This is a genomic window from Caulobacter ginsengisoli (genome assembly GCF_030814835.1).
GTDB lineage: Bacteria > Pseudomonadota > Alphaproteobacteria > Caulobacterales > Caulobacteraceae > Caulobacter > Caulobacter ginsengisoli.
In genome coordinates this window covers 272,668-295,159 of sequence record NZ_JAUSVS010000002.1, presented here as the reverse complement: position 1 = coordinate 295,159, position 22,492 = coordinate 272,668, and the positions used below count along the sequence as shown (strand labels likewise).

Sequence of the window (22,492 nt, the reverse complement as noted above, 5' to 3'; positions counted from 1 at the left end):
GCGATCAGGCGGCGCCTTGCCAAGTCGCGGCCTTCGGCGGAAGCATGGCGGCCGTCGTTCGGGGAGCCAAAAATCATGCGCAAAGCCGCCGCTCTATCCACCGCCGCCGCCCTGGCGCTGGCCGCCACTTCGGGAGTCGCCGCGATGCAATCCCCGCCCAAGGCCGAGGATGTTGTCGGCAACGCCAGCCAAGTTGAGCTGCGGGACGGGCTGGACACCGGCAACCTCTCGTCCAAGCGGATCACCATGGCCTATTTCCAGCGGATCTTCTCGTTGGACCGGCCGCGCGAGGAGCTGACACCCGCCGAGCAAAAGGCCGCCGATGCGATGAAGGCGGGGGCGCCGGCCGGGCAGTCGCTGCGCAGCATCATCGCGCTGAACAACCTGGCCATGGCGCAGGCGCATGAATCCGACCTGCGCTACAGGGCCGGCGCGCCGCTGGGCCCGCTCGACGGTCTGCCGATCCTGGTCAAGGACAACATCGAGACCAAGGACGCCATGGCGACCACCGCCGGGTCGCTGGCGTTGAAGGACAACATCACCGGCCGCGACGCCCCGATCATTGCGCGGCTGCGGGCCGGCGGGGTGGTGATCCTGGGCAAGGCCAATCTGTCGGAATGGGCCAATATCCGCTCGGATAACTCGATCAGCGGCTGGAGCGCCACCGGCGGCCAGACGCGCAATCCCTATGCGCTGGACCGCAATACTTGCGGCTCGTCCTCGGGGTCGGGGGCGGCGGTGGCGGCGGGGCTGGCCTGGGCGGCGATCGGGACCGAGACGGATGGCTCGATCACCTGTCCGGCGGCGATCAACGGGATCGTGGGGCTCAAGCCCACGGTGGGGCTGCTGTCACGGACCTATATCGTGCCGATCAGCCATAGCCAGGACACGCCCGGGCCGATGACCCGAACCGTGCGGGACGCGGCGCTGATGCTCAACGCCATGGCCGGCAGCGATCCGGCCGATGCGGCGACCAAGGAGGCCGACGCCAGGAAGGTGGACTATACGGCGGGGCTGAAGCCCGACGCCCTGAAGGGGGTGCGGATTGGGGTGATGCGCTATGCGGCCGGCTTCCATCCGGGGACCGACGCTGAGTTCGAGAAGGCCCTGGCGGTGCTCAAGGCCCAGGGCGCCACCCTGGTCGAGGTCAAGGAATTTCCCAATCGCGACAAGATCGGCGGCGATGAGCTGATCGTGCTGCTGACCGAGCTGAAGGCGGACCTCAACAGCTATCTGGCCTCGACCGATCCGCTGAAGGTCAAGACCCGGACCCTGGCCGACGTCATCGCCTTCAACAAGGCCAACGCCGACAAGGAGATGCCGCTGTTCGGCCAGGAGCTGTTCGAGAAGGCGCAGGCGACCAAGGGCCTGACCGACCCCGACTATATCAAGGCCCGCGACGAGGCCAAACGGCTGGCCGGGCCGGAGGGGATCGACGCCCTCCTCAAGGCCGACAAGCTCGACGCCCTGGTCGCCCCGACGCTAGGGCCGGCCTGGCTGATCGACCCGGTGCTGGGCGACCGCTTCGTCGGCGGCGGCGCCGGCGGGGCGGCGGCGGTGGCGGGCTATCCGCACCTGACCGTGCCGATGGGGTCTGTGCGCGGGCTGCCGGTGGGGCTGAGCTTTGTCGGCGCGGCCTGGAGTGAGGCGCGGCTGCTGGCCTATGGCTATGCATTCGAGCAGGCGACCCACGCGCGGCGGATGCCCTCGTTCCTGGCGACCATTTCTGAATAAGCTCCCTTCCTCCTCGATGGAGGAAGGGTTCCAGAAAGCCTAGCTCTTGCGCCCCCAGCGCTTCTTCGGCGCGGCTGGCGGCGCTGCCGGCGGCAGGGCCTTGGGCTCGCCGTCGCGCATGTAGCCACGGTCGTAGCCGTCGCCTTCCCAGTCGCGGCGGTAGGTCCCGAAGTCGCGCTCGTCGCGCACGGCCGGCGGCAGCTGGCGGCTGGCCAGGCAGTAGACGCCCGGATCCCAGCTGCGCCGCCAGCAGTCCATCGCCGAATAGGCCCAGTTGAACTGGATATCGACGTTGCTGCCCGGCTCGACGTAGATCGCCTCGCGCTGGAAGTCGTAGATGCGGTTCCGGATGATGCTGGCCCGGCCGCCGCCGATCACGAAGCCCGTATCGGTCCCGGCCACCGCCGATTCCGACACCGTGACATCGCCGCCGTCGGAGACCACGCCGCGCACGGCCCGGCAGATGCGGCTGCGGGTCAGGGTGACATTGGCCCCGCGCTCGGCGTGCAGGCCCGACCGGAAGCCGCAGATCACCGAGTTCTTGACCAGCAGCGTGCCGCTGCCGCTGCGCAGGCCGCGGGCCAGGATGCCGACATCGCCCGGATCGTTGACGCCGCGGGCCAGGATGCCGACCTGCTCCAGCTTGCTTTCGCCGGTGCCGGGGGTGATGTCGAGGCCGGCGGCCTCGCCGGTGATGCGGGTGCGGGCGATGTCGATGACCGCGCCCTCGCCCACCACCGTGGCGTCCCAGGTGTGGCCGTCGATATTGCTGTCGCGGACGATCAGCTTGCCGCCGTTGATATAGACCGCCGAGCTGTCGCCCCAGTAGGTGACCTGGGTGCGGACCAGGGCCACGTCAGAGTCCCACGCCTCGATGCAGGCGGTGCGCGAGCCGGCTTTGACCGAGAAATCCAGGTCCCGCAGCTCGACGCCATGGACGCCGGGCGCGACCCGCACGCAGGGCATGCCGCCCGTGGGCTGGAAGCTGGCCGCCGCGGTGTCGGTCGAGGTCGAGAAGGCCGAAACCCCCTCGCCGGCGATCACCACCGGGTGGGTGACGTTGATGGTCTCCTTGCAGACCGAACCGGCCCGGACATAGACCACGCCGTTATCGATGACGCGGTTCAGGGCGTCGGAGACCGGGGTCGGGCCCAGCTTGGGGTCGCCACAGTCAACGGTGATGCTGGGCAGGTTGCGGATGTAGTAGTAGCCGCCGCCCTGGCCATAGCCGGGCTGGCCATAGGCGGGCTGGCCATAGGCGGGCTGTTGGCCATAGCCGCCTTGGGCGCAGGCGTCGGGCTGGCCGTAGGGGTCCTGCTGACCGTAGCCGCCCTGCTGAGGCTGGCCATAACCGCCCTGCTGGGTCTGGCCGTAGCCGCCCTGCTGCGGCTGTTGCCCGTAGCCGCCCTGCTGCGGCTGGCCATAGCCACCGCCTTGCTGTCCATAGCCGGGATCGCAGTTGTAGGGCCCGTAGCCGGCCGGTGCCCGGCCCCACTTGTAGGCGCCTGGCCGCCAGCGGTCGGGACGCTTGCGCGGCTTGAGCGGCGGGGTGATCAGCCCGCCGAAATTGGGACGGATCTGCTGGTCGATCTGGGCGTCGGGATAGGCGTCGGCCGTCATGGCGACGACGAGAACGCCGAGTGCCGCGCCGGCCGCCAGGGTCAATCGGATGGCGGGTCGCATCAGCGGTAACCTCTCTCACCTGTACTGGAGTCCCGGGGCGGATCGGCCGACCGGGACGTGTCGCCGGCGGCGGACCCTTCGTCGGATCCCTCGCCGGATTGCGGAGCCTGGCCATAGTCGGCCGGCGGCCCCTGTTGCGGCTGGCCATAGGAACTGGGCGCCGGGGGATAGTCATAGCCCTGCTGCGGGCCGCCGTAGCCGTAGCCGCCGGCTCCGCGATAGCGCGGACGCCCGCCGCGCGAGACCTGGGCCAGCACCTGCTGCAGGCGGGTCACCGAGGGCTTGAAGCCGGCCAGGGCGCCGTCGATCTGGTAGACCACGGCCCGGGCCTTGTCCTGGTCGGCGATGCCGGCCATGCCCAGCGAGAAGAAGGTCGACATGGCGTATTTCGCCTCGGCCGAACCTTGCCGGTCGGCCTCGGAATACCAGCGGAAGGCCTTGGCGTAGTCGCGCGGCACGCCCACCCCTTCCGAATACATCACCGCCAGCACCAGCTGGGCCTTGGGCGAGCCGTTGACCGCGGCATACTGGATGGCCCGCACCTTCTCGATGGGGGTCAGCCGGCCGGTGGTCTCGCGGCCCAGCATGGCCTGCAGGGTCTGCACGTCGTTGGGCGCGACGCTGCTCTCCTTGCTGACCGACTTGGGAATGATGTGCAGATAGGCCAGGGCCTCGGCCACATGCTGGAAGGGCAGCTCGCCGATCCGCGACAGGGCCTGGTCGCTGACATCGTCGGCCCAGTCGGTCTCGTCGGAATGCGGCACGCCGGAGGGCGGGGCGTCCGGCGGATAGAACTCGTAAGGGGGCGTCCAGCGCTTGGCCTTGGCCTCGACGAACTGGGAATAGCCGGCGCGCTCGGGCTTGGACTTCTCGAAGTCCTTGAGCATCACATAGGCCCCGACATCGCCCGTCTGGACGGCCAGGTAGTTGTAGAGATAGGCGTCGACGTCGTTGCGCGGGAACAGGTTCAGCACCGCCGGCGCGGCCGGATAGCCGGGCCGGCCCAGGGCCAGCTTGGCCTCCTTGTTGTCCGGCGGCTCGCCGAACGGGCCGAAGAAGCCGTCATGGATGCGGGCCAGGGTGCGGTAGCCCTCGGCGCCTTCCCCGGCCAGGATGTAGATCACCCGGTCGCGGACCTTGGACTGCTCCTCGGACGACATCTGGCCCAGCAGCCGCTCCAGCGTGCCATAGGCGTTGCGGCGCTCGACCCGGCGGCAGTCGTCGTAGCGGCCTTCGTCCTTCTTGCTGCCGCCGCTGGTCTGATAGGCGGCGATCGGCGTGTAGCCCGAGGCGTTGGCCAGGGCCATGGCGTACCAGACCGCCGATTCGATCGGGTCTTCCAGATTGCGGTCGGCGACCTTCTGGCCTTCGTAGCGGCGGGCCAGTTCGAGCTGGGCGAAGAAGTCGCCGCGGAAGCCGGCCCGGCGCAGGGCGTGGATTTCCTGCTGTTGGACATTGAACTGCGGTGAGCTGGCGACCGGGATGGCCGGCCGTGGGCAGGTGGCCCCCGGTCCGGCGAAGACGCCGCCCGGGCCACCGTTGGGGCCGGGGCCGCTGTCGCAGCCCAGCAGCGGGCCCAGGAACACCAGCGAGAGGGTGGCGATCGACAGACCACGGATCAACGGACCGCGCGGCGAACGCCTCGACCTGGCCGCTTCCGGTTCGTCGAACATGGTTAACGCCTGGGGCGAAGGAGGCCCGGTATCGGCGTCACTCTCAAACTGCATCCGACCCCCTCCGACCTGCCATACCCCCGGCAGACCGTTAACCTTTTGCCCGTGCGGCGGTCCTGTCAAGCTGACGGAACCCCGAACCCCACAGTTCCATCCTCTACCTGACGGGGGAATGAACAGCTTTCCCCCGTCAGGGGAAAATAAGGGTCCCCAAAACATGGGATCGAGGCTCAACGCCGCCGTTGTGGGCCGATTCCGCCGCTATTTCGCCTAACACGGGTCGCCACTCTCTGTTTCAGCGTCGCAACAAATCGCGTCGGGGAGAATCGCATGACCAGACTGCTCAGCATCCGGGGCCTGACCACCATGACGGCTATCGCCGCCCTGGTCGTGGCGATGTCCCCGGTCGCCACCGTGGCCGCCTCGCCGGCCGGCGGGGATGGCCAGCCCAGCGCCGAGGCCTGCGCCAAGCTGGGCTTCGCCCAGGCCCGCGACGAGGAACCCAACACCGGCGCGCCCAGTCGCTATCGTCCCACGCCGAAGGTCGGGTTGGCCGCGCCTCCGCCACCGCCCGCCCCTCCGCCTCCACCGCCGCCTCCACCGCCAGCTGTGGCCGGGGACACCAGCGTGGAGAGCCTCGTCGTCACCGGATCGCAGCGGGCCCAGCCGGCCTACACCTCGGCCTCGCCCGTCGCGCCGTCCATGGCGCCTGAGCCGGACACCGAGAAATACCCCGGCGCCGCCTCCAACCCGATCAAGCAGGCGGCCACCGACCCGGTCTCGACCTTCTCCATCGATGTCGACACCGCCAGCTACGCCAACGTCCGCCGCTTCCTGAACGACGGCCAGGCCCCGCCGCGCGACGCCGTGCGGGTCGAGGAGCTGCTCAACTATTTCGACTACGGCTACGGCAAGCCGGCCGACGCGTCCGAGCCCTTCAAGGCCTATGTCGCGCTTGCCCCCTCGCCCTGGGCCCAGGGCCGGCAGATCCTGCATATCGGCCTGCAGGGCTATGACATCCCCCGCACCCAGCAGCCGCCGCTGAACCTGGTGTTCCTGATCGACACCTCCGGCTCGATGCAGTCGCCCGACAAGCTGGACCTGGCCAAGAAGGCGATGAACATCCTCATCGACCAGCTGCGGCCGCAGGACCGGGTGGCGATGGTCGCCTATGCCGGCTCGGCCGGGGCGGTGCTGGAACCGACCGATGGCCGCTCCAAGCTGAAGATGCGCTGCGCCCTGGGCGCGCTGAACGCCGGCGGGTCGACGGCCGGCGGTCAGGGCCTGGCCCTGGCCTATGCGCTGGCCGAGCAGAACTTCGACAAGAGCGCGGTCAACCGGGTGATCCTGGTCACCGACGGCGACTTCAATGTCGGCGTCTCCGATCCGTCCAAGCTGAAGGACTTCGTGGTCGATAAGCGCAAGACCGGCATCTATCTGTCGGTCTACGGCTTCGGGCGCGGCAACTACAACGACACGCTGATGCAGGCCCTGGCCCAGAACGGCAACGGGACGGCCGGCTATGTCGACACCCTGGAGGAGGGCCGCAAGCTGTTCCGCGACGACTTCTCCGGCTCGGTCTTCCCCATCGCCGACGACGTGAAGATCCAGGTCGAGTTCAACCCGGCCCGCGTCCAGGAATACCGACTGATCGGCTACGAGACCCGGATGCTGAACCGCGAGGACTTCAACAACGACCAGGTCGACGCCGGCGAGGTGGGGTCCAACGTCTCGGTGACCGCCCTTTACGAGATCACCCCGGTCGGCGGCCCCTCCAGCATCGATCCTCTGCGCTACGGCCAGCCGGTCAAGGCCGGGGTCGGCGGCGAGCTGGCCTATCTGAAGGTGCGCTACAAACTGCCGGGCCGCGACCAGTCCAAGCTGATGACCCGGGTCATCACCGACAGCGACGCCTACGCCAGCGTCGACAAGGCTCCCGAAGCCACCCGCTGGGCGACCTCGGTGGCCGGGTTTGGCCAGATGCTGCGGCGCGACCCCTGGCTGGACAAGACCTTCGGCTGGGACAGCGTCGGAACCCTGGCCCAGGGCGCCCGCGGCGACGACCCCGACGGCGTCCGCGCCCAGTTCGTGCAACTGGTCAAGGCGGCGAAGGGCGCGCGGCCGCTGAACGAGTAGCGCCAACTCCGCCCCCGCCGGGGGCGGAGTTTCCAACCGTCAGCTCACTGTCTTCCAGTCCGCCATCGCCGTGTCCCAGCCGGGGATCAGCGCCTCGTAAGCCGCCATCTGGTCGGAGGCCGCCTGCAGCCCCTCGTAGCGCCGGAAGCCGGAGATCGCCGCGGCGATGTATTCCTGCTTGCGCAGCTCCGCCGCATCCTCAAGCGAAAGCCCGGGATGCTGGCTGGCCTCGATCATGTCCTGGATCGGGGTGTCGATCATGTCGCTCTGTTCGGTGAAGTTGTCGGTCACGCGCGTGCCGGCAAACACCATGATGGCGCTGTGGATTTCCTCGAAGGCGATGAAGGTCCGGCGCGTCGCCACCGCCTGGTCGACCATGGTGCGGAAGGCCCGCACATAGCCGGCCGGACTTTGGACGTCGTGGCGGAACTGGACATAGTCCTGATGGGCGGCGGCCCTGCGGTCGACGCCTTGCGGGTCGGGACCGCCCCGCTGGGCCAGGAAGGCGTCGAACTGGATCCACAGCTTCTCCAGGGTGAACAGCGCCGCCGCCCCATGGGCCATCAGCCGGATCGCCCTGGCCTGGGCCTTCAGCAGGCCGACATTGTCCGTGGGCGTGATGAACAGGGTCAGCCGGTCCAGGGTGCGGCCCAGCCTGGCGACGTGGCTGGGCAGTTGGTCCTGCCCTAGCGCGCGGCGGGCGTAGGCGACCTGCTCGGCCTCGTCGCCCGCCGCCCGGACCTGGTCGACCGAGATCGACAGCCAGTGATAGGCGGCGTCGATGTCGGCGGTCAGGTCATCGAGCTTCTCGGCGGTGATGAAGACTTCCAGCTCCTTGACCGCCGCCTTCACCGCCTGCTGGACGGCGTCGATGATGATCTCGGCCTCGCTGGGCCCACCGCCCGAAAACAGGTCCATCAGGGTGTTGACCATGCCCAGCGCCTGGCCGGCCGGGCCGGGCAGCATCGGTCCCGCCATGTTGGCGAACTTCATGATCTGGTCGACATCGCCGCCGAAGGGGCCGGGCGAGGCCTGTTGGGCCGCGAGCGGCGCGACGAGGGTGGTGGTGGTCATGGCCGTCTCTCCTCTGAAGTGGAGAGGCCAGCTTCCGCGTCAGCGCCCGGCGCAACAACGTACAGTTTTGATAGGAGTTTTCGGCAGGTCAGGTTGCCGTCGGCCGGTCCCGCTGCAGCCAGCGGTCCAGCGACAGCGCCCCGCCGCCCCGGGCGATCAGCGGGACCAGCAGCCCGGCCCAGCTCAGATGGGTCGGCCAGGCGTCCGGGTAGACGAAGACCTGGATGACCAGGGTCATGGCGAGCAGGGCCAGGGCCGAGGCGCGGGTGAAAAGACCAAGGACCAGCAGCAGCGGGAACAGGTGCTCGGCATAGGCGGCCAGGTGCGCGGCGATGTCAGGCGGAATGACCGGCAGGCGGTATTCGGTGGCGAAGAGGTCGACCGCCGATGGCTTGATATGCAGCAGCCCCTCGACCTTGGTCCGCCCCGACTGGAAAAATACGGCCGCTACGCCCAGCCGGGCGATCAGGGGCAGGACCCAATCGGGGACCTTGTCGGCGATGGCGAGGGGTGAGCGCCAGGTCGTGTCGGTCATCGGGCGGGCTCCGCGAAGGCGCCGGCGGCGAGCAGGCGGGCGACCAGGCCGGCCAGGTCGGCGTCCGGGTGCTGTTCCAGCAGGGCGACCGCCGCCTCGCCAAACGTCGCGCCGGCCAGGCAGGCGGTCAGGAAGGCCAGGGCGTCCTCATCGAGGTCGGTGACGATCACCTCGTCGGCGGGCCGCGACACCAGGCAGGCCTGGGGGACCCAATCGGGCTGGATCGCCTTGGCGAGAACGGGCGCCGGGGGGCGGTTCAGTCGCCACAGCGTCACCGCCGGCAGGCCGAAGGCCAGCAGCCGGGCGGCCGGGTGAAGCGTCGGGACCTGGTCGAAATCCGGCTCGGCCAGGGGCTCGGCGTCGGCGGCGATATGGGCCTCGGTCCAGGCGCGATCCAGGCGAGCGACTTCGGCGATCCACCCCCTCCCCTCCGCCGTGATGCGATGGAGGAATAGGGGAAAGCCCTCGCCATAGTCGGCCAGCACCGGGCTGACCGGCGGATGAACCCTGGCGAAGGCCAGCGCCTCGGCCGCGAACCAGGCCTCGCCCATCAGCCGCTGCACCGTCGGATACGCCCCGGCCAGGACCTCGATCAGGCCCTGGGCGATGGTGTTGCGATAGACCTTCAGGCCCGCCGGGGCGTCCGGCGGCGGATCGTCGGTCAGGCTGGCGGCGAAGCGGTCCTGGAAGTCGGCCAACTCAGGCAATGGCCGTCTCTTTGGGGGCGGCCTCGCGCGCCCGGTCCAGGATGAACTCCGCATGGGCCCGCTCGACCATCAGGTCGGTGAAGGGCGGCAGGTTGGCGTCCCGCTCGATCAGGGTGGGACGCGGGCCGATGCGGGCGATCAGCCGGCGGAACAGAGCCCAGACGGCGGGGGCCACCGGGGCGTCGTGGCTGTCGATCAGCAACGAACCGTCAGGATCGATCCGGTGGCCGGCCAGGTGGATTTCGCCGATGGCCTGGGCCGGCAGGGCGTCGAGATAGGCGTGTGGATCGAGGCCCAGGTTGCTGGCGCTGACATGGATGTTGTTGACGTCAACCAGCAGGCCGCAGCCGGTGCGGCGGACCAGGGTGGTCAGCAGCTCGACCTCGTCCATCTCGTGGCCGTCGAGGGCGAGGTAGAGCGAAGGGTTCTCGATCAGGATGGCGCGGCCCAGATGGTCCTGGACCTGGCCGATATTGGCGGCCAGCCGCTCCAGGGCGTGGGCGGTGCGCGGGAACGGCAGCAGGTCGGGCAGATAGGCGCCGTTCCAGGCCGACCAGGCCAGGTGTTCGGAGACCAGATCCGGCTGGAAGCGGTCCACCAGGCGCTTCAGCCGGTCCAGGTGGTCGGGGTCGGGATCGCAATCGGCCGCCAGCGACAGGCCCACGCCATGCAGCGACAGCGGCCGGCGCCGGCGCAGCGCCTCCAGCATCTTCAGGCGCGGCCCGCCGGCCATCATGTAGTTCTCGGGATGGACCTCGAACCACAGGTCGGCCGCCGGCGAGGTCATGGCCTCGTCGAAATGCTCGGGCTTGAACCCCAGGCCGGCGGCCGCGCGCACGGTCTAGCCCTTCGGCAGGGTCAGCGAGCCGTGGCCCTTGGGCGTAACGATCTTGGTGCAGGTCCCGGTCGGGACGTTCTTCCAGGCGTCGGCCTGGTAGTCGACCTTGGAGGTGCCGGCGCAGCTGGTGCCGGGGCCGGCCTTGCAGTCGTTCTCACCGGCCTTGGAGACGCCGTAGCACTTCTCATAGCCGGGGGGCGGGTCGGTCATGTCGCGGGCCATCGCGGCGCCGGCCGCCAGGGCGGAGAAGGCGGCGGCCGAGAGCAGGGCCTTGGTGGTCAGGTTCATCGGAAATCTCCGGAAATGAGGACGCGGGAAGCCCCAGACTTCCCGCGGCGACCGGGTCGTTAGGGGGGCTGGGTTCGCCCCGGTCGCTATCGGTCATTCGGCGCCTCGGCCAGGGCGGTTACGCCCCCTCGCAAAATAAATCGCACCCTGGCTTTTTCCGCCCGTCGCTGTAACCACGGACTCGACTGCGGCGAATGCCATGCCAGGGAGCGGGCGTGACGGCGAGTGAGGACGGTCTCAAGGCGCTGATGCTGCAAGGCCTCGACGGCGACGCCGCGGCCCATAGCCGGCTGCTGTCCGAACTGGCCCGACTGCTGCGCGCCTATTTTGTCCGGCGGCTCTTCAACGATCCCGCCGAGGCCGAAGATCTGGTGCAGGAAACCCTTATCGCCGTGCATACCCGCAGAGTCAGCTTCGATCGCAGCCAGCCCTTCACGCCCTGGGCCTACGCCATGGCGCGCTACAAGCTGATCGATCACCTGCGCCGCACCCGCCGCCGGCCGTCCGTGCCGCTGGAGGACGCCGGCGTGCTGCTGGCCCCCGAGGACACCGCCCAGGCCACCGCCGGCGCCGACCTGGACCGGCTGATGGCCGACCTGCCGGAAAAACAACGCGCCGCCATCCGCCACACCAAGCTGGACGGCCTGTCGGTCGCCGAAACCGCCGCCCTGACCGGCCAGTCCGAGGTTTCGGTCAAGGTCGGGGTGCACCGGGGCCTGAAATCCCTGATGTCCCGCATCCGCAAGAGCGAGGAGGGTCAAGATGACGGATGACCTGATCGCCAAGCTGGCCGCCGACACGGCGGCCGTTCCCAGGGCCGCCCTCAGCCGCCGCTTCGGCCTGGGCATGGTGGTGGGCGCCGTTGTCTGCTTCGCCCTGGTGCTGACCTGGCTGGGCCTGCGCCCGGACATGGACGACGCCATGCACGGCATGCGGTTCTGGATGAAGGCCAGCTACACCCTGTGGGTCGCCCTGGCCTCCCTGCCGCTCGCCATCGCCTTCTCGCGGCCCGACGGCAGGGTAGGCGTGACGCCGTGGCTGGTCCTGGCCTTCGCCCCGGTCTTCATGCTGGCGATGACGGCGATGGAGCTGATGCGCACGCCGGAGAGCCGCTGGATGGCCCTGGTGGTCGGCAGCTCGGCGATGCACTGCTCCTGGCGCATCCTGTTGCTATCGATCCCGATCTTCGGAGCGCTGGTCTGGGTGTTCAAGCGCCTGGCGCCCACGCGCCTGGCCATGGCCGGCCTCACCGCCGGCCTGATCGCCGGCGGCCTGGCGGCGACCATGTACGGCCTGCACTGCCAGGAACCGGCGGTGACCTTCGTGACGCTGTGGTACACGCTGGGCATGGTGGCGGCCGGAGCGCTGGGGGCGCTGGTCGGGCCGCGTCTGATGCGCTGGTGAGCCCTCGCCCCGCGAACATGGGGTGACGGCCTGATAACCAGCATGCCAACCTCGCCCGCACGGAAGGGATGGGGTCTTTGCTTGAAGCGTGGCGACAGAGTGCGCGGTGGGCCAGGGCCAGGTTGCGGCAGGGCTGGCTATCGCCTCTGATCCGGCTGGCCGGCGTGGCCGGCGTCCTGGCCGTGACGGTGGTGACAGCCGCGCCGCTGAACGCTCTTGAGCCCTGGAAACTGTCGGGCGGCCACTGGCTGACCATGCCGGACATGGGCCAGCCGCGCTGGCCGCTCGAGGGGGAGCGGACGCCACCCCTCTCCAGCCTGCCCCGCGCGCCAGGCAAGGCGGTGGTGCAGGTCTACTACCGCATGCCGGGCCCGCCGCCGCCGATGGAGCGGATGGCGCTGCTGGCGCCGGCCATGTCGGGCGACGACGTGCATGTCTTCCTGAACGGCGTGCGGCTGCAGCGTCCGGCCATCGCCACGGACCGCCCGGCCGCCGCGCCCTGGAGCCAGGCGGTGCTGTGGGAGGCGCCCGCGGACTATCTGCGGCCGGGCAGGCAGCGGCTGGAGGTGGTGATCACTGGGGCGGTCGGGCCGCCGGTCAGCGCCCCCCTCTATCTGGGTCCGAGGACCGTGCTGGAGGCGGCGGCGGACAAGACGGCGATCTGGGGCGGGACCTGGCGTCACAGGCTGGCCGGACTGGGACTGGCGGCGGCGCTGCTGGCCCTGGCCGGGGCGGCGCTGGACGCCCGGCGGCGGCCGATCCTGCTGGCGGCGGCCGGGCTGGCGGCGGCGATCGGCGCGCGGGCCAGCCTGGGCGAGCATCATGTCGTGACCGAACTGGGCCGGCATTGGGGTGCGGCGGACCGGCTGACCGTGTCGCTGGGCCTGCTCAGCCTGGCGCTGCTGATGACGGGCCGGCGTCCGGCGCAGCGGGCCGACAGCGCGATGCTGGGTCTGGCGGCGGCGATGGCTCTGGCCTGGATCATCGATTTCTCCGCCCCGGACTGGGCCCCAGCCCTCGCCTCGCCGGCCGCCTGGGCGGTGGTGCTGGCGCCAACCGCGATGCTGGTCGCCAACCTGGTGCTGACTGGCGGGCTGGACTGGCGCGGATCGGTGCTGCGCCGCACGCAGGCGGTCGCGACGGGGGCAGTACTGGCCCTCATCCTGGTCCTGGTCGCCTGGACCGGGCTGGCCTTGCATGTCGGTCTCAGCGGCCTGGCGATGGACGTGGCCTATGTGGCGGCGGCGGTGGTGACCTTGACGGCAACCGCCCTGGCGGCCGTGTGGCTGGTTGGGGTCGGCGCGGTGCGGCTGGTGCGGACCCAGCTGGACCAGTCGCGCATCATCCGCCGCCAGCAGGCCCAGATCGCCGCCGCCGCCACGGCCCTGGAGCAGGAGATGCGCCGGGCCGCCACCCTGGAGGAGCGGCAACGGCTGGCGCGCGACATGCACGACGGGGTCGGCGGCCAACTGGTCTCCCTGATCGCCCGGGTGCGGTCGGGAAGGATCACCCAGGATCAGCTCGAGGGCGAGCTGATGCGGGGCCTGTCGGAGCTGCGGATGGTGGTCGACTCGCTCGACGCCACCGGCCAGAGCCTGGAGGACGCCCTGCTGGCCTTTCGCCTGCGGGCCCAGACCCAGGCCGAGGGGGCGGGCATGACCCTGGATTGGCTGCAGGGCGACGTCTCGGGCGTCGAGACCGGCGATCCGCGCTGGGTGCTGACCCTCTATCGTTTCATGCAGGAGGCGGTGACCAACGCCGTGCGCCATTCGGGCGGGCGGCGCCTGGCGGTCAGGATCGAGCGCAACGGCCCCGCCCGTCTGGCCGTGGAGATCGTCGATGACGGCAAGGGTTTCGACCCGGAGGCGGCCCAGAGCAGCAAGACGGGCAAGGGTCTGCGCAACCTGGGCATCCGGGCCGCGCAGCTGGGCGGAACCCTGACCATCGACACGACCGCACGCGGCGCCCGGATTGGGCTGGACCTGCCTATTCCCGAGGATTGACCCTCAGTCGAGCAGCGAAATAAGCCCCATCTGGCGGGCCTCAAAGATGGCCTCGCTGCGCGAATGCACCGCCAGCTTGCGGTAGATGCATTTGACATGGTCGCCGATGGTGTGCGGCGAGATGCCCAGGATGTCGGCCGCCTCGCGGTAGCTGAGGCCGCGTGAAAACAGCTTGAGCACCTCGACCTCGCGCGGGGTCAGCCCCTCCCCTTCCGCCGCCCGGGTCAGGGCGCCGGAGGCGGATTTCCAGGTCTCCAGCAGATGGGTGGCGGCCTGAGGACTGAGCGGTGTCTCGCCGGCCAGGGTCGAGGCGATGCTGCGGCGCAGCTGGTCGGGCGGGGTCTCCTTGAGCAGATAGCCGTCCGCGCCGGCCTTCAGGGCCATCAGCACGCTGGCCGGATCGCCCAGGACGGTCAGGATCAGCGCCTTGGCGCCGGCCGCGCGCAGGGGCCCAAGCAGGCTGAGCCCGTCGCCATCCGGCAGCCGCAGATCGACCAGGCAGAGGTCGCAGGCCGTCCTGGCCAGGCTGGCCTTGGCCTGGGCCAGCGTCTCCGCCGAGAAGGCCAGGATCAGCCCCTCGCCTTCGGCGATCACCTCTTCCAGATAGACGCGCAGATGCTCGTCGTCCTCGAGGATGGCGATGCGTTTGGGTTTGCTCATTTGCGCGCCCAGCAGGTGGCGTGCGGCTGGTCGGCGACATCGACCCAGGCCCGGGGTTCGAAATCGGCCGCCCGGCCACGGCCGATGGCCGTCATCGAGAACATGGCGTCCTGCACGCCCAGCACCCGCCAGTCCTTGCCCAGGTTGGCGGCGCAGTAGCGGTCGGCGTCGGCGATGGTGCGGAAACGGCTGGCCGGGGTCGCCGGCGCCGCGGCCAGCCGCCCGCCGGTCCAGTCCGACGGCGCGCCTCCGCCGGCGAAGGCCCTCGGCCACGGTTCCTGGTCGGGCCGGATACAGGCCACGGGCAGCGAAACCTCGCAGGCGGTGTCCCCCTCGAAGGGCTCGCAGACATAGCGGTCGTTGCGCTGGATCGTACAGCCGAGCAAGACCATGTCGCCCTTCCTGGGGCGGGGGTCGGGGATGAAGGTGGCCCCCTTGATGCGGGGCGGGCCGACACAGAAGGCCGCGCCCATGAAGTCGACGCTGGTGTCGTCGGTTGTCTGCACATCGATCCACCCGCCGCCGTCCTGGAGGTGGTCGAGCAAGGTAACGGTCCCGCCCGCCCTAGGTTCGAACCGGATCTCGTCGAGGCGGGCGAAGCGGACAACGCCGCTGACATTCCATCCCGGCTGGCGGTCGAGTTCCGGGATCGGGGCCTGCATGAACGGCCGGCCCGGACCGCTCTCGAAGCGCCGGCTGAGATCGCCGATGGCGAAGCCGTCATTCTCCTTGCCGCGCAGGGGTTTGAGGCCAATGACGAACAGGCCCCGCGACACCAGGCCGGCCGGGACCTGGATCGAATCGCTGAAGGCGTGGTCCTCCTCGACAACGTCGTAGCCGCTCTTGGCCAGCATCGACATCAGGGTGGCGCTGCGCAGCGCCGGCCGCACGGACAGCGGCTCCTCGCCCTTCGGCGAGAAATTGTCCTCGACCCCGCGGACCACGACCACCTTCCGCGTCGGCTTGAAGCAGCGGAAGGCCTTAAGCAGGGCCATGCCGCTGCGCGGCGGGCGGACGGCGCTGGCGCGATCCGGGGCCGCCGTCGTCCAGCCATAGGCGCCCAGCACCGCGCAGACCGCGATCGCGCCGATCAGGAATGGCGTCGCCAGCCGCATCGTCAGCCCCCTCCGGAGACCCTAGCACCCGCCGCCCCGGTAGCAAGCGGTGGGGACCCGCCCCCCATGAACTCGGGGCGCCCACCCAGGGCTTTGTCGGACAACGTTGTGCGACGGGACGACAGACCTGCGGGGCAGGAAAAGGGAGCTACCTATGAAACTGACCTATCTCACCAAGGCCGTGGCGGCGCTGGCGCTGATCCTGGCCCCCATGGCCGGACCGGCAGGCGCCGCCGGACCGACCGGCAGCGTTCCGGCCGGCGTTTCGACGGCCGACGCCAGCTTCCAGCGGCTGCTGGGCGGCCAGGAACAACTGCGCGGTTCGCGTCTGCTCACGGCGCGCGATCTCGAGGCGTCGCTCGACCAAAGCTATGCGTCCGGAATGAACGACCTCTTCAACCAGGTCGCCGGCAACGCCAAACTGGCCTCGGAGAGCAAGGGGACCAAGGGCGACGTCCAGGGCTTGAAGGCGTTCGAGGACCTGGCCCAGGTCCATGAAGCGACCCTCAACAAGGAAGCCGACGCCAACGACGACTTCATGGGCCGTATTCAGTCGGGCGACGTGCTGATCGACGCCAGGCTGGTGGCCGGCTGGCCAGTGCGCGACCAGCAGGCCTTCAAGGCCTTCCTGTCGCCCAAGGCCGTGGGCAGCTATCCCTCGCTGAGCAAGCTGACGGCGATCCCGCAGGAACCGCAGCGGCTGGCGCTCGCCGGCCCGACGGCGACGCAGTGCAGCGCCGCGATCCCCTGCATCGCGCCCTGCTACGCCCAGCAGTGGACCGCCTGTGTCAACTGCATCATGCAGGCGACCGCGAAGGCGAAAACGGCCTGGGCCCAGTACCAGAGCTGTAAGGGCGGCGCCGGCAAGCCGAAGTGGATGCCGCTGAAGGTCTGGCAGGCGGGCTGCCTGACCAAGTTCATCGCCGTGCTGGCCTAAGGGGCTGGAACGGGCCGGGCGGCGACGCCCGGCCCCTTTTTCCGGAGACATGACCATGCACGAACTCACCAGGCGCCATTGGCTGGCGGCCACCGCCGCAATCCTCATCGCCCTCCCCGCCCAGGCCGCTACGCCACTGCGGGTGACGGTGGTCGGGTTCGGCGCCAGCAGCCTGCTGGGTTCCTCGGCGACCGAGGAGAGCCTGGTCGCCCTGTTGATCGAGGAATTGCTGGCCAGCGGCGGCTTCGCCGTGATCGAGGCTGAGGACGCAGCCGGCGACGCCGACCCGCCGCGCCTGCTGCGGGCCTCGGTGACCAAGTTCGAGACCAAGGGCGGCGCGGGGCTGGATATCGGCGGCCTGGGCGGGGCCCTTGGCGGCCGGGCCGGGGTCGGGAACGAGCGCATCGAACTGGCGGTCAGCCTGCGGCTGCTCGACGGCGCGACAAAGCAGGTGCTGGCCCTCGCCACCGGAACCGCTCAAGCGAGCGGGCGGACGCTGAAGGCCGGGATCGAAGACGACGACGGCCGCGGCCTGGGCGGAGAGCGCAAGCGCAACCCCGCCATCGAACAGGCCTGCCGCGCCGCCATCCACCAGGCGGTGGAAAAGCTGGCGGCGGCGGCGCAGAAGTTAGGGTGATACTCCGCCCCCGGCGGGGGCGGACGGCCGCCCCGAGGCGCGCATCGAGCGCGCCCGTGGGCAGCCCGGTGAGGGTTTAAGAGGCCGTGTAGCGAAAACGGCCGAGTTTCCCCGGCCGCTGTGCTGGGCTCCTGGCCCACAAGTCTCAGATAGCCAGGACTGACTGACGCACGGCCCGGAAACCCTCACCGGACCTCGCTCTGGCGAGGTCGTCCGCCCCCGCCGGGGGCGGAGTAACCTACCGCCCCGTCGGCATGTCCTTGAACGCCACGTCCTTGTCGACGCGGACATCGCCCGGCAGGCCAAGCACCCGTTCGGCGATGATGTTCTTGAGGATCTCGTCGGTGCCGCCGGCGATGCGCAGGCCCGGGGCCCACAGCAGCGACTGCTGGAAGGCCGCCTGCAGAGGCGCCTCGGACGGGTCGGTGAGGATGCCGTACTGGTCTTCCATCTCGACGCCGGCGTTGGACATTTCCTGCATCTGGTTGGCGGCGATGATCTTGCCGATCGAGCTTTCCGGGCCCGGGGTCTGGCCGCGCGACAGGGCGGTCATGGTCCGGAAGCGGGTGAACTTCAGCCCCTCGGCCGCTACGTACCAGTCGGCCAGCTTCTCGCGGAAGGCGCCGTCGCGGATCGCCGCGCCATTCACCGTATCGGTCGTGCGCGCCAGCTCCATGATGGTCTTGTAGTCCGGGCCCGAGGACCCGCCGACCGCCAAGCGCTCGTTCATCAGGGTGACCAGGGCCACCTTCCAGCCGTCGCCCACGCCGCCCAGGCGCTGGCTGTCCTTGACGCGAAGGTCGGTGAAATAGACCTCGTTGAACTCGCTGCCGCCAGACGCCTGGTGGATCGGACGGACCTCCACGGCCGGATCGTGCATGTCGATCCAGAACATGGTCAGGCCCTTGTGCTTGGGCACGTCGGGATCGGTGCGGACCAGCAGGATGCCGTAGTCGCTGTATTGGGCGCCGGTGGTCCAGACCTTCTGGCCGTTGATCACCCACTCGTCGCCGTCCTTGATGGCCCGGGTGCGGCTGGCCGCCACGTCCGAGCCGCCGGCCGGTTCGGAAAACAGCTGGCACCAGATCTCCTCGCCCTTCATGGCCGGACCCACGAAGCGGGTCTTGGTCTCGGCGTCGGCGAAGGCCATGACGGTCGGCACGCACATGCCCAGGCCAATGGTGAAGTAGCCGTAGTTGACGCCGACCTTGGCCTCTTCCTGGCTGAAGATCACCGACTGCAGCGGGGTGCCGCCACCGCCGCCCCATTCCTTGGGCCAGGTGATGCAGGCATAGCCGTTCTCAGCCTTCTTGGTCTGCCAGGCCTTGGCGGCGGCCATGTGCTCGGGGCTGTTGGGCCGGCGGCCGTTGGCGCTGGTGCTCTTGTGGGCGGCGGCGTTCTCTTCCAGCCAGGCGCGGGCTTTTTCGCGGTAGGCGGCTTCTTCGGGAGAGTCGTTGAAGTCCATGATTATCTTCCTCTCGCTCAGGCCGCGTTACGGCGTTCGAGCTGGGTGACCAGACGTTCTTTCCAGACCTTGGGACCGCCGGCCACCAGGGCCAGCTGCCGCGAGCGGCGGTAGTAGAGGTGGCAGTCCACCTCCCAGGTAAAGCCCATGCCGCCATGGGTCTGGATGTTTTCCTTGGAGGCGAACCAGTAGGCCTCGCTGCCGGCGATGCGCGCCGCCGAGGCCGCCACCGGCAGTTCCGGGGCGTTGGTGTTCAGCGCCCAGGCTCCGTAGTAGGCGTTGGAGCGGGCCACCTCGTTCTTGACGTACATGTCGGCCAGCTTGTGCTTGATGGCCTGATAGCTGGCGATCACCCGGCCGAACGCATAGCGCTCCAGCGCGTACTCCTTGGCCATTTCCAGGCAGCGGTCGGCCCCGCCCACCTGTTCGAACGACAGCAGCACGGCGGCGCGGTCGAACACCTGCTCGGTGATGTTGAAGCCCTCACCGGCCGCGCCCAGGGCCCGCGCCGGGGCGTCCTTGAAGGTCAGCCGGGCGACGCCGCGGGTGGGGTCCAGGCTCTTGAGGGTCTCGACGGTGACGCCGCCCCCCTTCAGGTCGACGAGGAACAGGCCCGGGCGGCCCGCCTCGTTGGCCAGCACGATGGCGATGTCGGCGCAGTCGCCGTCGGTCACCGGGATCTTCACGCCCGAGAGTTTGCCGCCCTCGACCTTGCACTTCACCGCGCCGGGGGTCAGGGCGCCGGGGCCTTCCGAGGTGGCGTAGCAGCCGATCAGCTCACCGGCCGCGATCTTCGGCAGCAGGTCGGCCTTCTGCTCGTCCGTGCCGGCGGCGGCGATGGCCTCGGCGACGAAATAGACGGTCGAAGCGAAGGGGATCGGGGCGGCGACCCGGCCCATCTCCTCGGCTATGGCGCAGAGCTCGATATGGCCCAGGCCCAGCCCGCCGTGCTCCTCGGCGATGGCGGCGCCCAGCCAGCCCTGCTCGGCCACGCCCTTCCACAGATCCTTGTCGAAGGAGACGTCCTCATTGTTGAGCACGCCGCGCACCACGGCGCTGCCGCAGCGGGCTTCGAGGAACTTGCGGGCCTCGCCCTTCAGAAACTTCTGGTCGTCGGAATAGTCGAAATTCACAGCGTCCTCCCGCGCCCCGTTCCGGAGCGTCTGCGGCTGGCAATCTAGCGGCGTTTCGGCGCGGGGGAAGATTGACCTCGCGTCAATGATTTCAGGTTCTTATGCAGCCGAAGATTCTGGCCCAAAAGAAGTTTGGCGGTGAGGACATGGCGAAGGCCACTTTCCAACGAAATCAGCGTGTCTGGGTCGAGAGCGTCGGCGCCTGGGCGGTCATCGAAAAGGTGGTGCCGACCTGGGCCAGGGGCTTCGATGAGCCCGTGCGGGTCACCTATGACGTGGGCCTGGGCCGCGAGTTCCACGGCCATGAGCTCAAGCCCGAAGACCAGGTCGCCGAGGTTTCGTCCGACGGCGAGCGCTGGCGTCTGCTTCGGGCCAAGAACAAGTGGCAACAGCCCGCCGACTGCGCCCATCACCCCTTCCCCGGCACCTATCCGGTGGTGGTCACCGACCCCAACGACTGGGGCGGCTGGCGCACGCCGGGGGCGGAATACGACCGCGACCCGCACCGCATCGAGCGCCAGGCCCGGCTGATCGCCAACGCCCCCAAGCTGCAGGCCCTGGCCCGCCAACTGATCGAGCTGGTCGCCGAGGAGCCGGACAACGCGCCGCCCGCCGTGCTGGAAATGGCGCGGCAGGCGGCGGCGATCGAGCGGTTCATCAACGACGTGCCGGCCGCGCCGGAGCGGCCGGAGTCGGAGGAGACGGCGGCGGCCTAGAACCTGTAGCCGAAGCCGACCGACAGCACCCACGGGTCCAGATCGACCTTGGAATGCAGCTTCGTCGCCGGCTTCAGGGTCGTGGTCGCGTCAGTCTCGAAATAGATCTTCTTGACGTCGACGTTCAGGCTCCAGGGGCCCTTGATGGCGACATCGGCGCCGGCCTGCAAAGCGTAGCCGAAGCCGTTGTCGACCTTGGTGCTCTTGAAGCCGGTCTTATCCTCGGTCCCGTAGAACAGCATGTAGTTGACGCCCGCGCCCACATAGGGACTGACCCGGCCCTTGGGATTGAAGTGGTACTGCAGGGCCACGACCGGCGGCAGCACCCAGGTGTCGGCGACGGGAAGGCCGCTGGCCGAGATCTTATGCTTGGTCGTGCCAGCGATCACTTCGAGAGCCAGGTTGTCGGTCATGAAGTAGGTCAGGCCGATGGTCGGCATGACGCTGGACGAGACCTCGGCGTTGAGGCCCGTATCGACATTGGCGGCGGTCAGGATGTCGTTGCCGGCCTTCGGGTCGACATCGGTCAGCCGGACATTGAGCATCAGCGTGCCCTTTTCCTTCGGCTGGAAATCTTCGGCCAGAACGGTGCTCGGAAGCGCTGCGCCGGCCATAGCCAAGCCGGCCAGCAGCGCTAGAGCGTAGCGCGAGACAGTCATCGGTATCCCCTTGGTTTTCATCAGCGCGGTTGAATCCGCGTCGAAGGGGGTTTGGGCCGATGCGCGCCGGAATTTGTTGATCTGGCGCAATATCCATAAGTTTTTTGCAGGTATTCAACCCGGATCGGGGCGGACCGGATCGCGGAGAGCCCGAAGATTGCCGCGCCGCCGGGCGATGACCAGGGCCGCGATCGCCACCAGCGTCCCGGCGACCATGGCCGGGGCCGAGGCCTCCGGCCCGAACGCCCCGCCGCTCAGCCATTCCGGCGACCCGGCATTGACCGTGCTGGTCCACAGGCTGCCCTTCATCTCGATGCCGGACACCCGGGCGCCGAACACATAGGCCTGCACGAAATTCCAGGCGACGTGGAAGCCGATGGCGGCCCAGACCCGGCCCGTGGCCAGGTAGAGGGCGGCCAGCGACAACCCGGCCTCGATGGCGATGGCGATGGCCGCCATCGGCGTGGCGTTGGGATTGGCCAGATGCCCGGCCCCGAACAGGGCGGCCGAGAACAGCAGGGCCGGCCAGACGCCAAAGGCCCGCATCACCAGCCGGAAGATGATGGCCCGCAGGAACAGTTCCTCGAGAAAGCCGGAGCTTAGCGCCATGTTGACGTCGGCCAGCACCGGGGCCGGATGCGGCCCGGTCAGCTGATAGGCGCCGCTCGCCACCAACGCCGCCATCACCACGCAGAACATGCCGATCCCGACGCCCGCGCCGATCGCCAGCCCGCCCAGGGCCGCGCCCGGCGCCAGTTCCTGGGCCTCGCGACCCTCGCCAAGCCTGACCAGCAGCCAGTAGAGGCCGAAGCAGACGGCGATCATCAGGAAGACGCCGGACAGGTGAAACGGCGGGCTGTCCCCGCCGAGCATGCCGGCGGTCAGTCTCAGCCCACGGCCCAGCCCCCACTGCGCGGCGCCGATCAGGAGGACCATCGCCACCATCCAGCCCAGGGCCCGCAGCCAGCGCAGCGGTCCGGGATGCAGAATACGATGACGGCCGATGTCGAGACCCGCTGCGGCGTTGTCCATGACTGTGCTCCCCCGTTCGGCCCAGCTTGGCACGGTTGCGGGCCGGCTTGAACCGATGATCCG

At 69.5% G+C, this 22,492-nt stretch carries 21 protein-coding genes; 8 read left to right on the top strand and 13 right to left on the bottom strand.

From position 1 onward, the window contains the following. Positions 1-75: 75 nt before the first annotated feature. Positions 76-1,734: an amidase gene (locus QO010_RS06705; protein WP_307347594.1), complete on the top strand. Its 1,659-nt coding sequence runs from the start codon at positions 76-78 to the stop codon at positions 1,732-1,734. A 39-nt stretch (positions 1,735-1,773) separates the two neighbouring features. On the opposite strand, the gene QO010_RS06700 is transcribed toward QO010_RS06705, so the two are convergent. Beyond that, positions 1,774-3,417 carry a right-handed parallel beta-helix repeat-containing protein gene (locus QO010_RS06700; RefSeq protein WP_307347593.1) on the bottom strand — a complete coding sequence of 548 codons (1,644 nt, stop codon included), beginning with the start codon at positions 3,415-3,417 and terminating at the stop codon, positions 1,774-1,776. Next, positions 3,417-5,090 (bottom strand): tetratricopeptide repeat protein, encoded by a 1,674-nt coding sequence (locus QO010_RS06695; RefSeq protein WP_307347592.1) that lies wholly within the window; start codon positions 5,088-5,090, stop codon positions 3,417-3,419. Before QO010_RS06695 ends, QO010_RS06700 begins: the two co-directional genes overlap by 1 nt. A 330-nt stretch (positions 5,091-5,420) precedes the next feature. On the opposite strand from QO010_RS06695, the gene QO010_RS06690 reads away from it, so the two are divergent. After that, a complete protein-coding gene (locus QO010_RS06690) occupies positions 5,421-7,226 on the top strand; it encodes a YfbK domain-containing protein (protein ID WP_307347591.1) in 1,806 nt (601 codons plus the stop codon). 39 nt (positions 7,227-7,265) lie between these two features. Here the strand turns inward: QO010_RS06690 and QO010_RS06685 are convergent, their stop codons facing one another. The 5 genes from QO010_RS06685 to QO010_RS06665 form a co-directional block, all read right to left on the bottom strand. Further along, complete coding sequence (locus QO010_RS06685; RefSeq protein WP_307347589.1) at positions 7,266-8,300, bottom strand: hypothetical protein; 1,035 nt, start codon at positions 8,298-8,300, stop codon at positions 7,266-7,268. Positions 8,301-8,388: 88 nt separating this feature from the next. Further along, complete coding sequence (locus QO010_RS06680; protein WP_307347587.1) at positions 8,389-8,835, bottom strand: DoxX family protein; 447 nt, start codon at positions 8,833-8,835, stop codon at positions 8,389-8,391. Further along, a complete protein-coding gene (locus QO010_RS06675; RefSeq protein ID WP_307347585.1) occupies positions 8,832-9,542 on the bottom strand; it encodes an HvfC/BufC family peptide modification chaperone in 711 nt (236 codons plus the stop codon). Before QO010_RS06675 ends, QO010_RS06680 begins: the two co-directional genes overlap by 4 nt. Continuing rightward, entirely contained in the window at positions 9,535-10,380 is an 846-nt protein-coding gene (gene bufB / locus QO010_RS06670) for an MNIO family bufferin maturase (protein ID WP_307347583.1), read from the bottom strand. Before bufB ends, QO010_RS06675 begins: the two co-directional genes overlap by 8 nt. Positions 10,381-10,383: 3 nt before the next feature. After that, positions 10,384-10,668 carry a BufA1 family periplasmic bufferin-type metallophore gene (locus QO010_RS06665; protein ID WP_307347581.1) on the bottom strand — a complete coding sequence of 95 codons (285 nt, stop codon included), beginning with the start codon at positions 10,666-10,668 and terminating at the stop codon, positions 10,384-10,386. Between the two features lie 215 nt (positions 10,669-10,883). Between QO010_RS06665 and QO010_RS06660 the strand changes: the two genes are divergently transcribed. The 3 genes from QO010_RS06660 to QO010_RS06650 all read left to right on the top strand — a co-directional run bounded on the left by QO010_RS06660 (position 10,884) and on the right by QO010_RS06650 (position 14,075). Then, positions 10,884-11,441, top strand: coding sequence for a sigma-70 family RNA polymerase sigma factor (locus tag QO010_RS06660; RefSeq protein ID WP_307347579.1), 558 nt, complete (start codon positions 10,884-10,886; stop codon positions 11,439-11,441). Continuing rightward, positions 11,431-12,072: an NrsF family protein gene (locus QO010_RS06655; RefSeq protein ID WP_307347577.1), complete on the top strand. Its 642-nt coding sequence runs from the start codon at positions 11,431-11,433 to the stop codon at positions 12,070-12,072. The genes QO010_RS06660 and QO010_RS06655 overlap by 11 nt, the downstream gene beginning before the upstream one ends. Positions 12,073-12,236: 164 nt before the next feature. After that, entirely contained in the window at positions 12,237-14,075 is a 1,839-nt protein-coding gene (locus tag QO010_RS06650; RefSeq protein WP_307347576.1) for a sensor histidine kinase, read from the top strand. A 3-nt stretch (positions 14,076-14,078) separates the two neighbouring features. Here QO010_RS06650 and QO010_RS06645 read toward each other — a convergent pair whose 3' ends face one another. Together QO010_RS06645 and QO010_RS06640 are read right to left on the bottom strand one after the other, a co-directional pair. Continuing rightward, entirely contained in the window at positions 14,079-14,735 is a 657-nt protein-coding gene (locus QO010_RS06645; RefSeq protein ID WP_307347575.1) for a response regulator, read from the bottom strand. After that, the gene (locus tag QO010_RS06640; protein WP_307347573.1) at positions 14,732-15,850 is read right to left on the bottom strand and encodes a hypothetical protein; all 1,119 of its coding nucleotides are present in this window, start codon (positions 15,848-15,850) and stop codon (positions 14,732-14,734) included. The genes QO010_RS06645 and QO010_RS06640 overlap by 4 nt, the downstream gene beginning before the upstream one ends. 154 nt (positions 15,851-16,004) lie before the next feature. On the opposite strand from QO010_RS06640, the gene QO010_RS06635 reads away from it, so the two are divergent. Further along, a complete protein-coding gene (locus QO010_RS06635; RefSeq protein WP_307347571.1) occupies positions 16,005-16,787 on the top strand; it encodes a hypothetical protein in 783 nt (260 codons plus the stop codon). A gap of 55 nt (positions 16,788-16,842) precedes the next feature. After that, complete coding sequence (locus QO010_RS06630; RefSeq protein WP_307347569.1) at positions 16,843-17,424, top strand: CsgG/HfaB family protein; 582 nt, start codon at positions 16,843-16,845, stop codon at positions 17,422-17,424. Between the two features lie 238 nt (positions 17,425-17,662). Here QO010_RS06630 and QO010_RS06625 read toward each other — a convergent pair whose 3' ends face one another. Together QO010_RS06625 and QO010_RS06620 are read right to left on the bottom strand one after the other, a co-directional pair. Then, complete coding sequence (locus QO010_RS06625; RefSeq protein ID WP_307347567.1) at positions 17,663-18,889, bottom strand: acyl-CoA dehydrogenase family protein; 1,227 nt, start codon at positions 18,887-18,889, stop codon at positions 17,663-17,665. A gap of 17 nt (positions 18,890-18,906) precedes the next feature. Further along, complete coding sequence (locus tag QO010_RS06620) at positions 18,907-20,022, bottom strand: acyl-CoA dehydrogenase family protein (protein ID WP_307347565.1); 1,116 nt, start codon at positions 20,020-20,022, stop codon at positions 18,907-18,909. Positions 20,023-20,168: 146 nt separating this feature from the next. Between QO010_RS06620 and QO010_RS06615 the strand changes: the two genes are divergently transcribed. Further along, the gene (locus QO010_RS06615; protein ID WP_307347563.1) at positions 20,169-20,738 is read left to right on the top strand and encodes a hypothetical protein; all 570 of its coding nucleotides are present in this window, start codon (positions 20,169-20,171) and stop codon (positions 20,736-20,738) included. Here QO010_RS06615 and QO010_RS06610 read toward each other — a convergent pair. After that, on the bottom strand, positions 20,735-21,397 hold the full coding sequence (locus QO010_RS06610; RefSeq protein ID WP_307347562.1) for an OmpW/AlkL family protein: 663 nt from the start codon (positions 21,395-21,397) through the stop codon (positions 20,735-20,737). The two genes, QO010_RS06615 and QO010_RS06610, sit on opposite strands and share 4 nt — an antisense overlap. Positions 21,398-21,511: 114 nt before the next feature. Beyond that, on the bottom strand, positions 21,512-22,429 hold the full coding sequence (locus QO010_RS06605) for a CPBP family intramembrane glutamic endopeptidase (RefSeq protein WP_307347560.1): 918 nt from the start codon (positions 22,427-22,429) through the stop codon (positions 21,512-21,514). Positions 22,430-22,492: the final 63 nt, after the last annotated feature.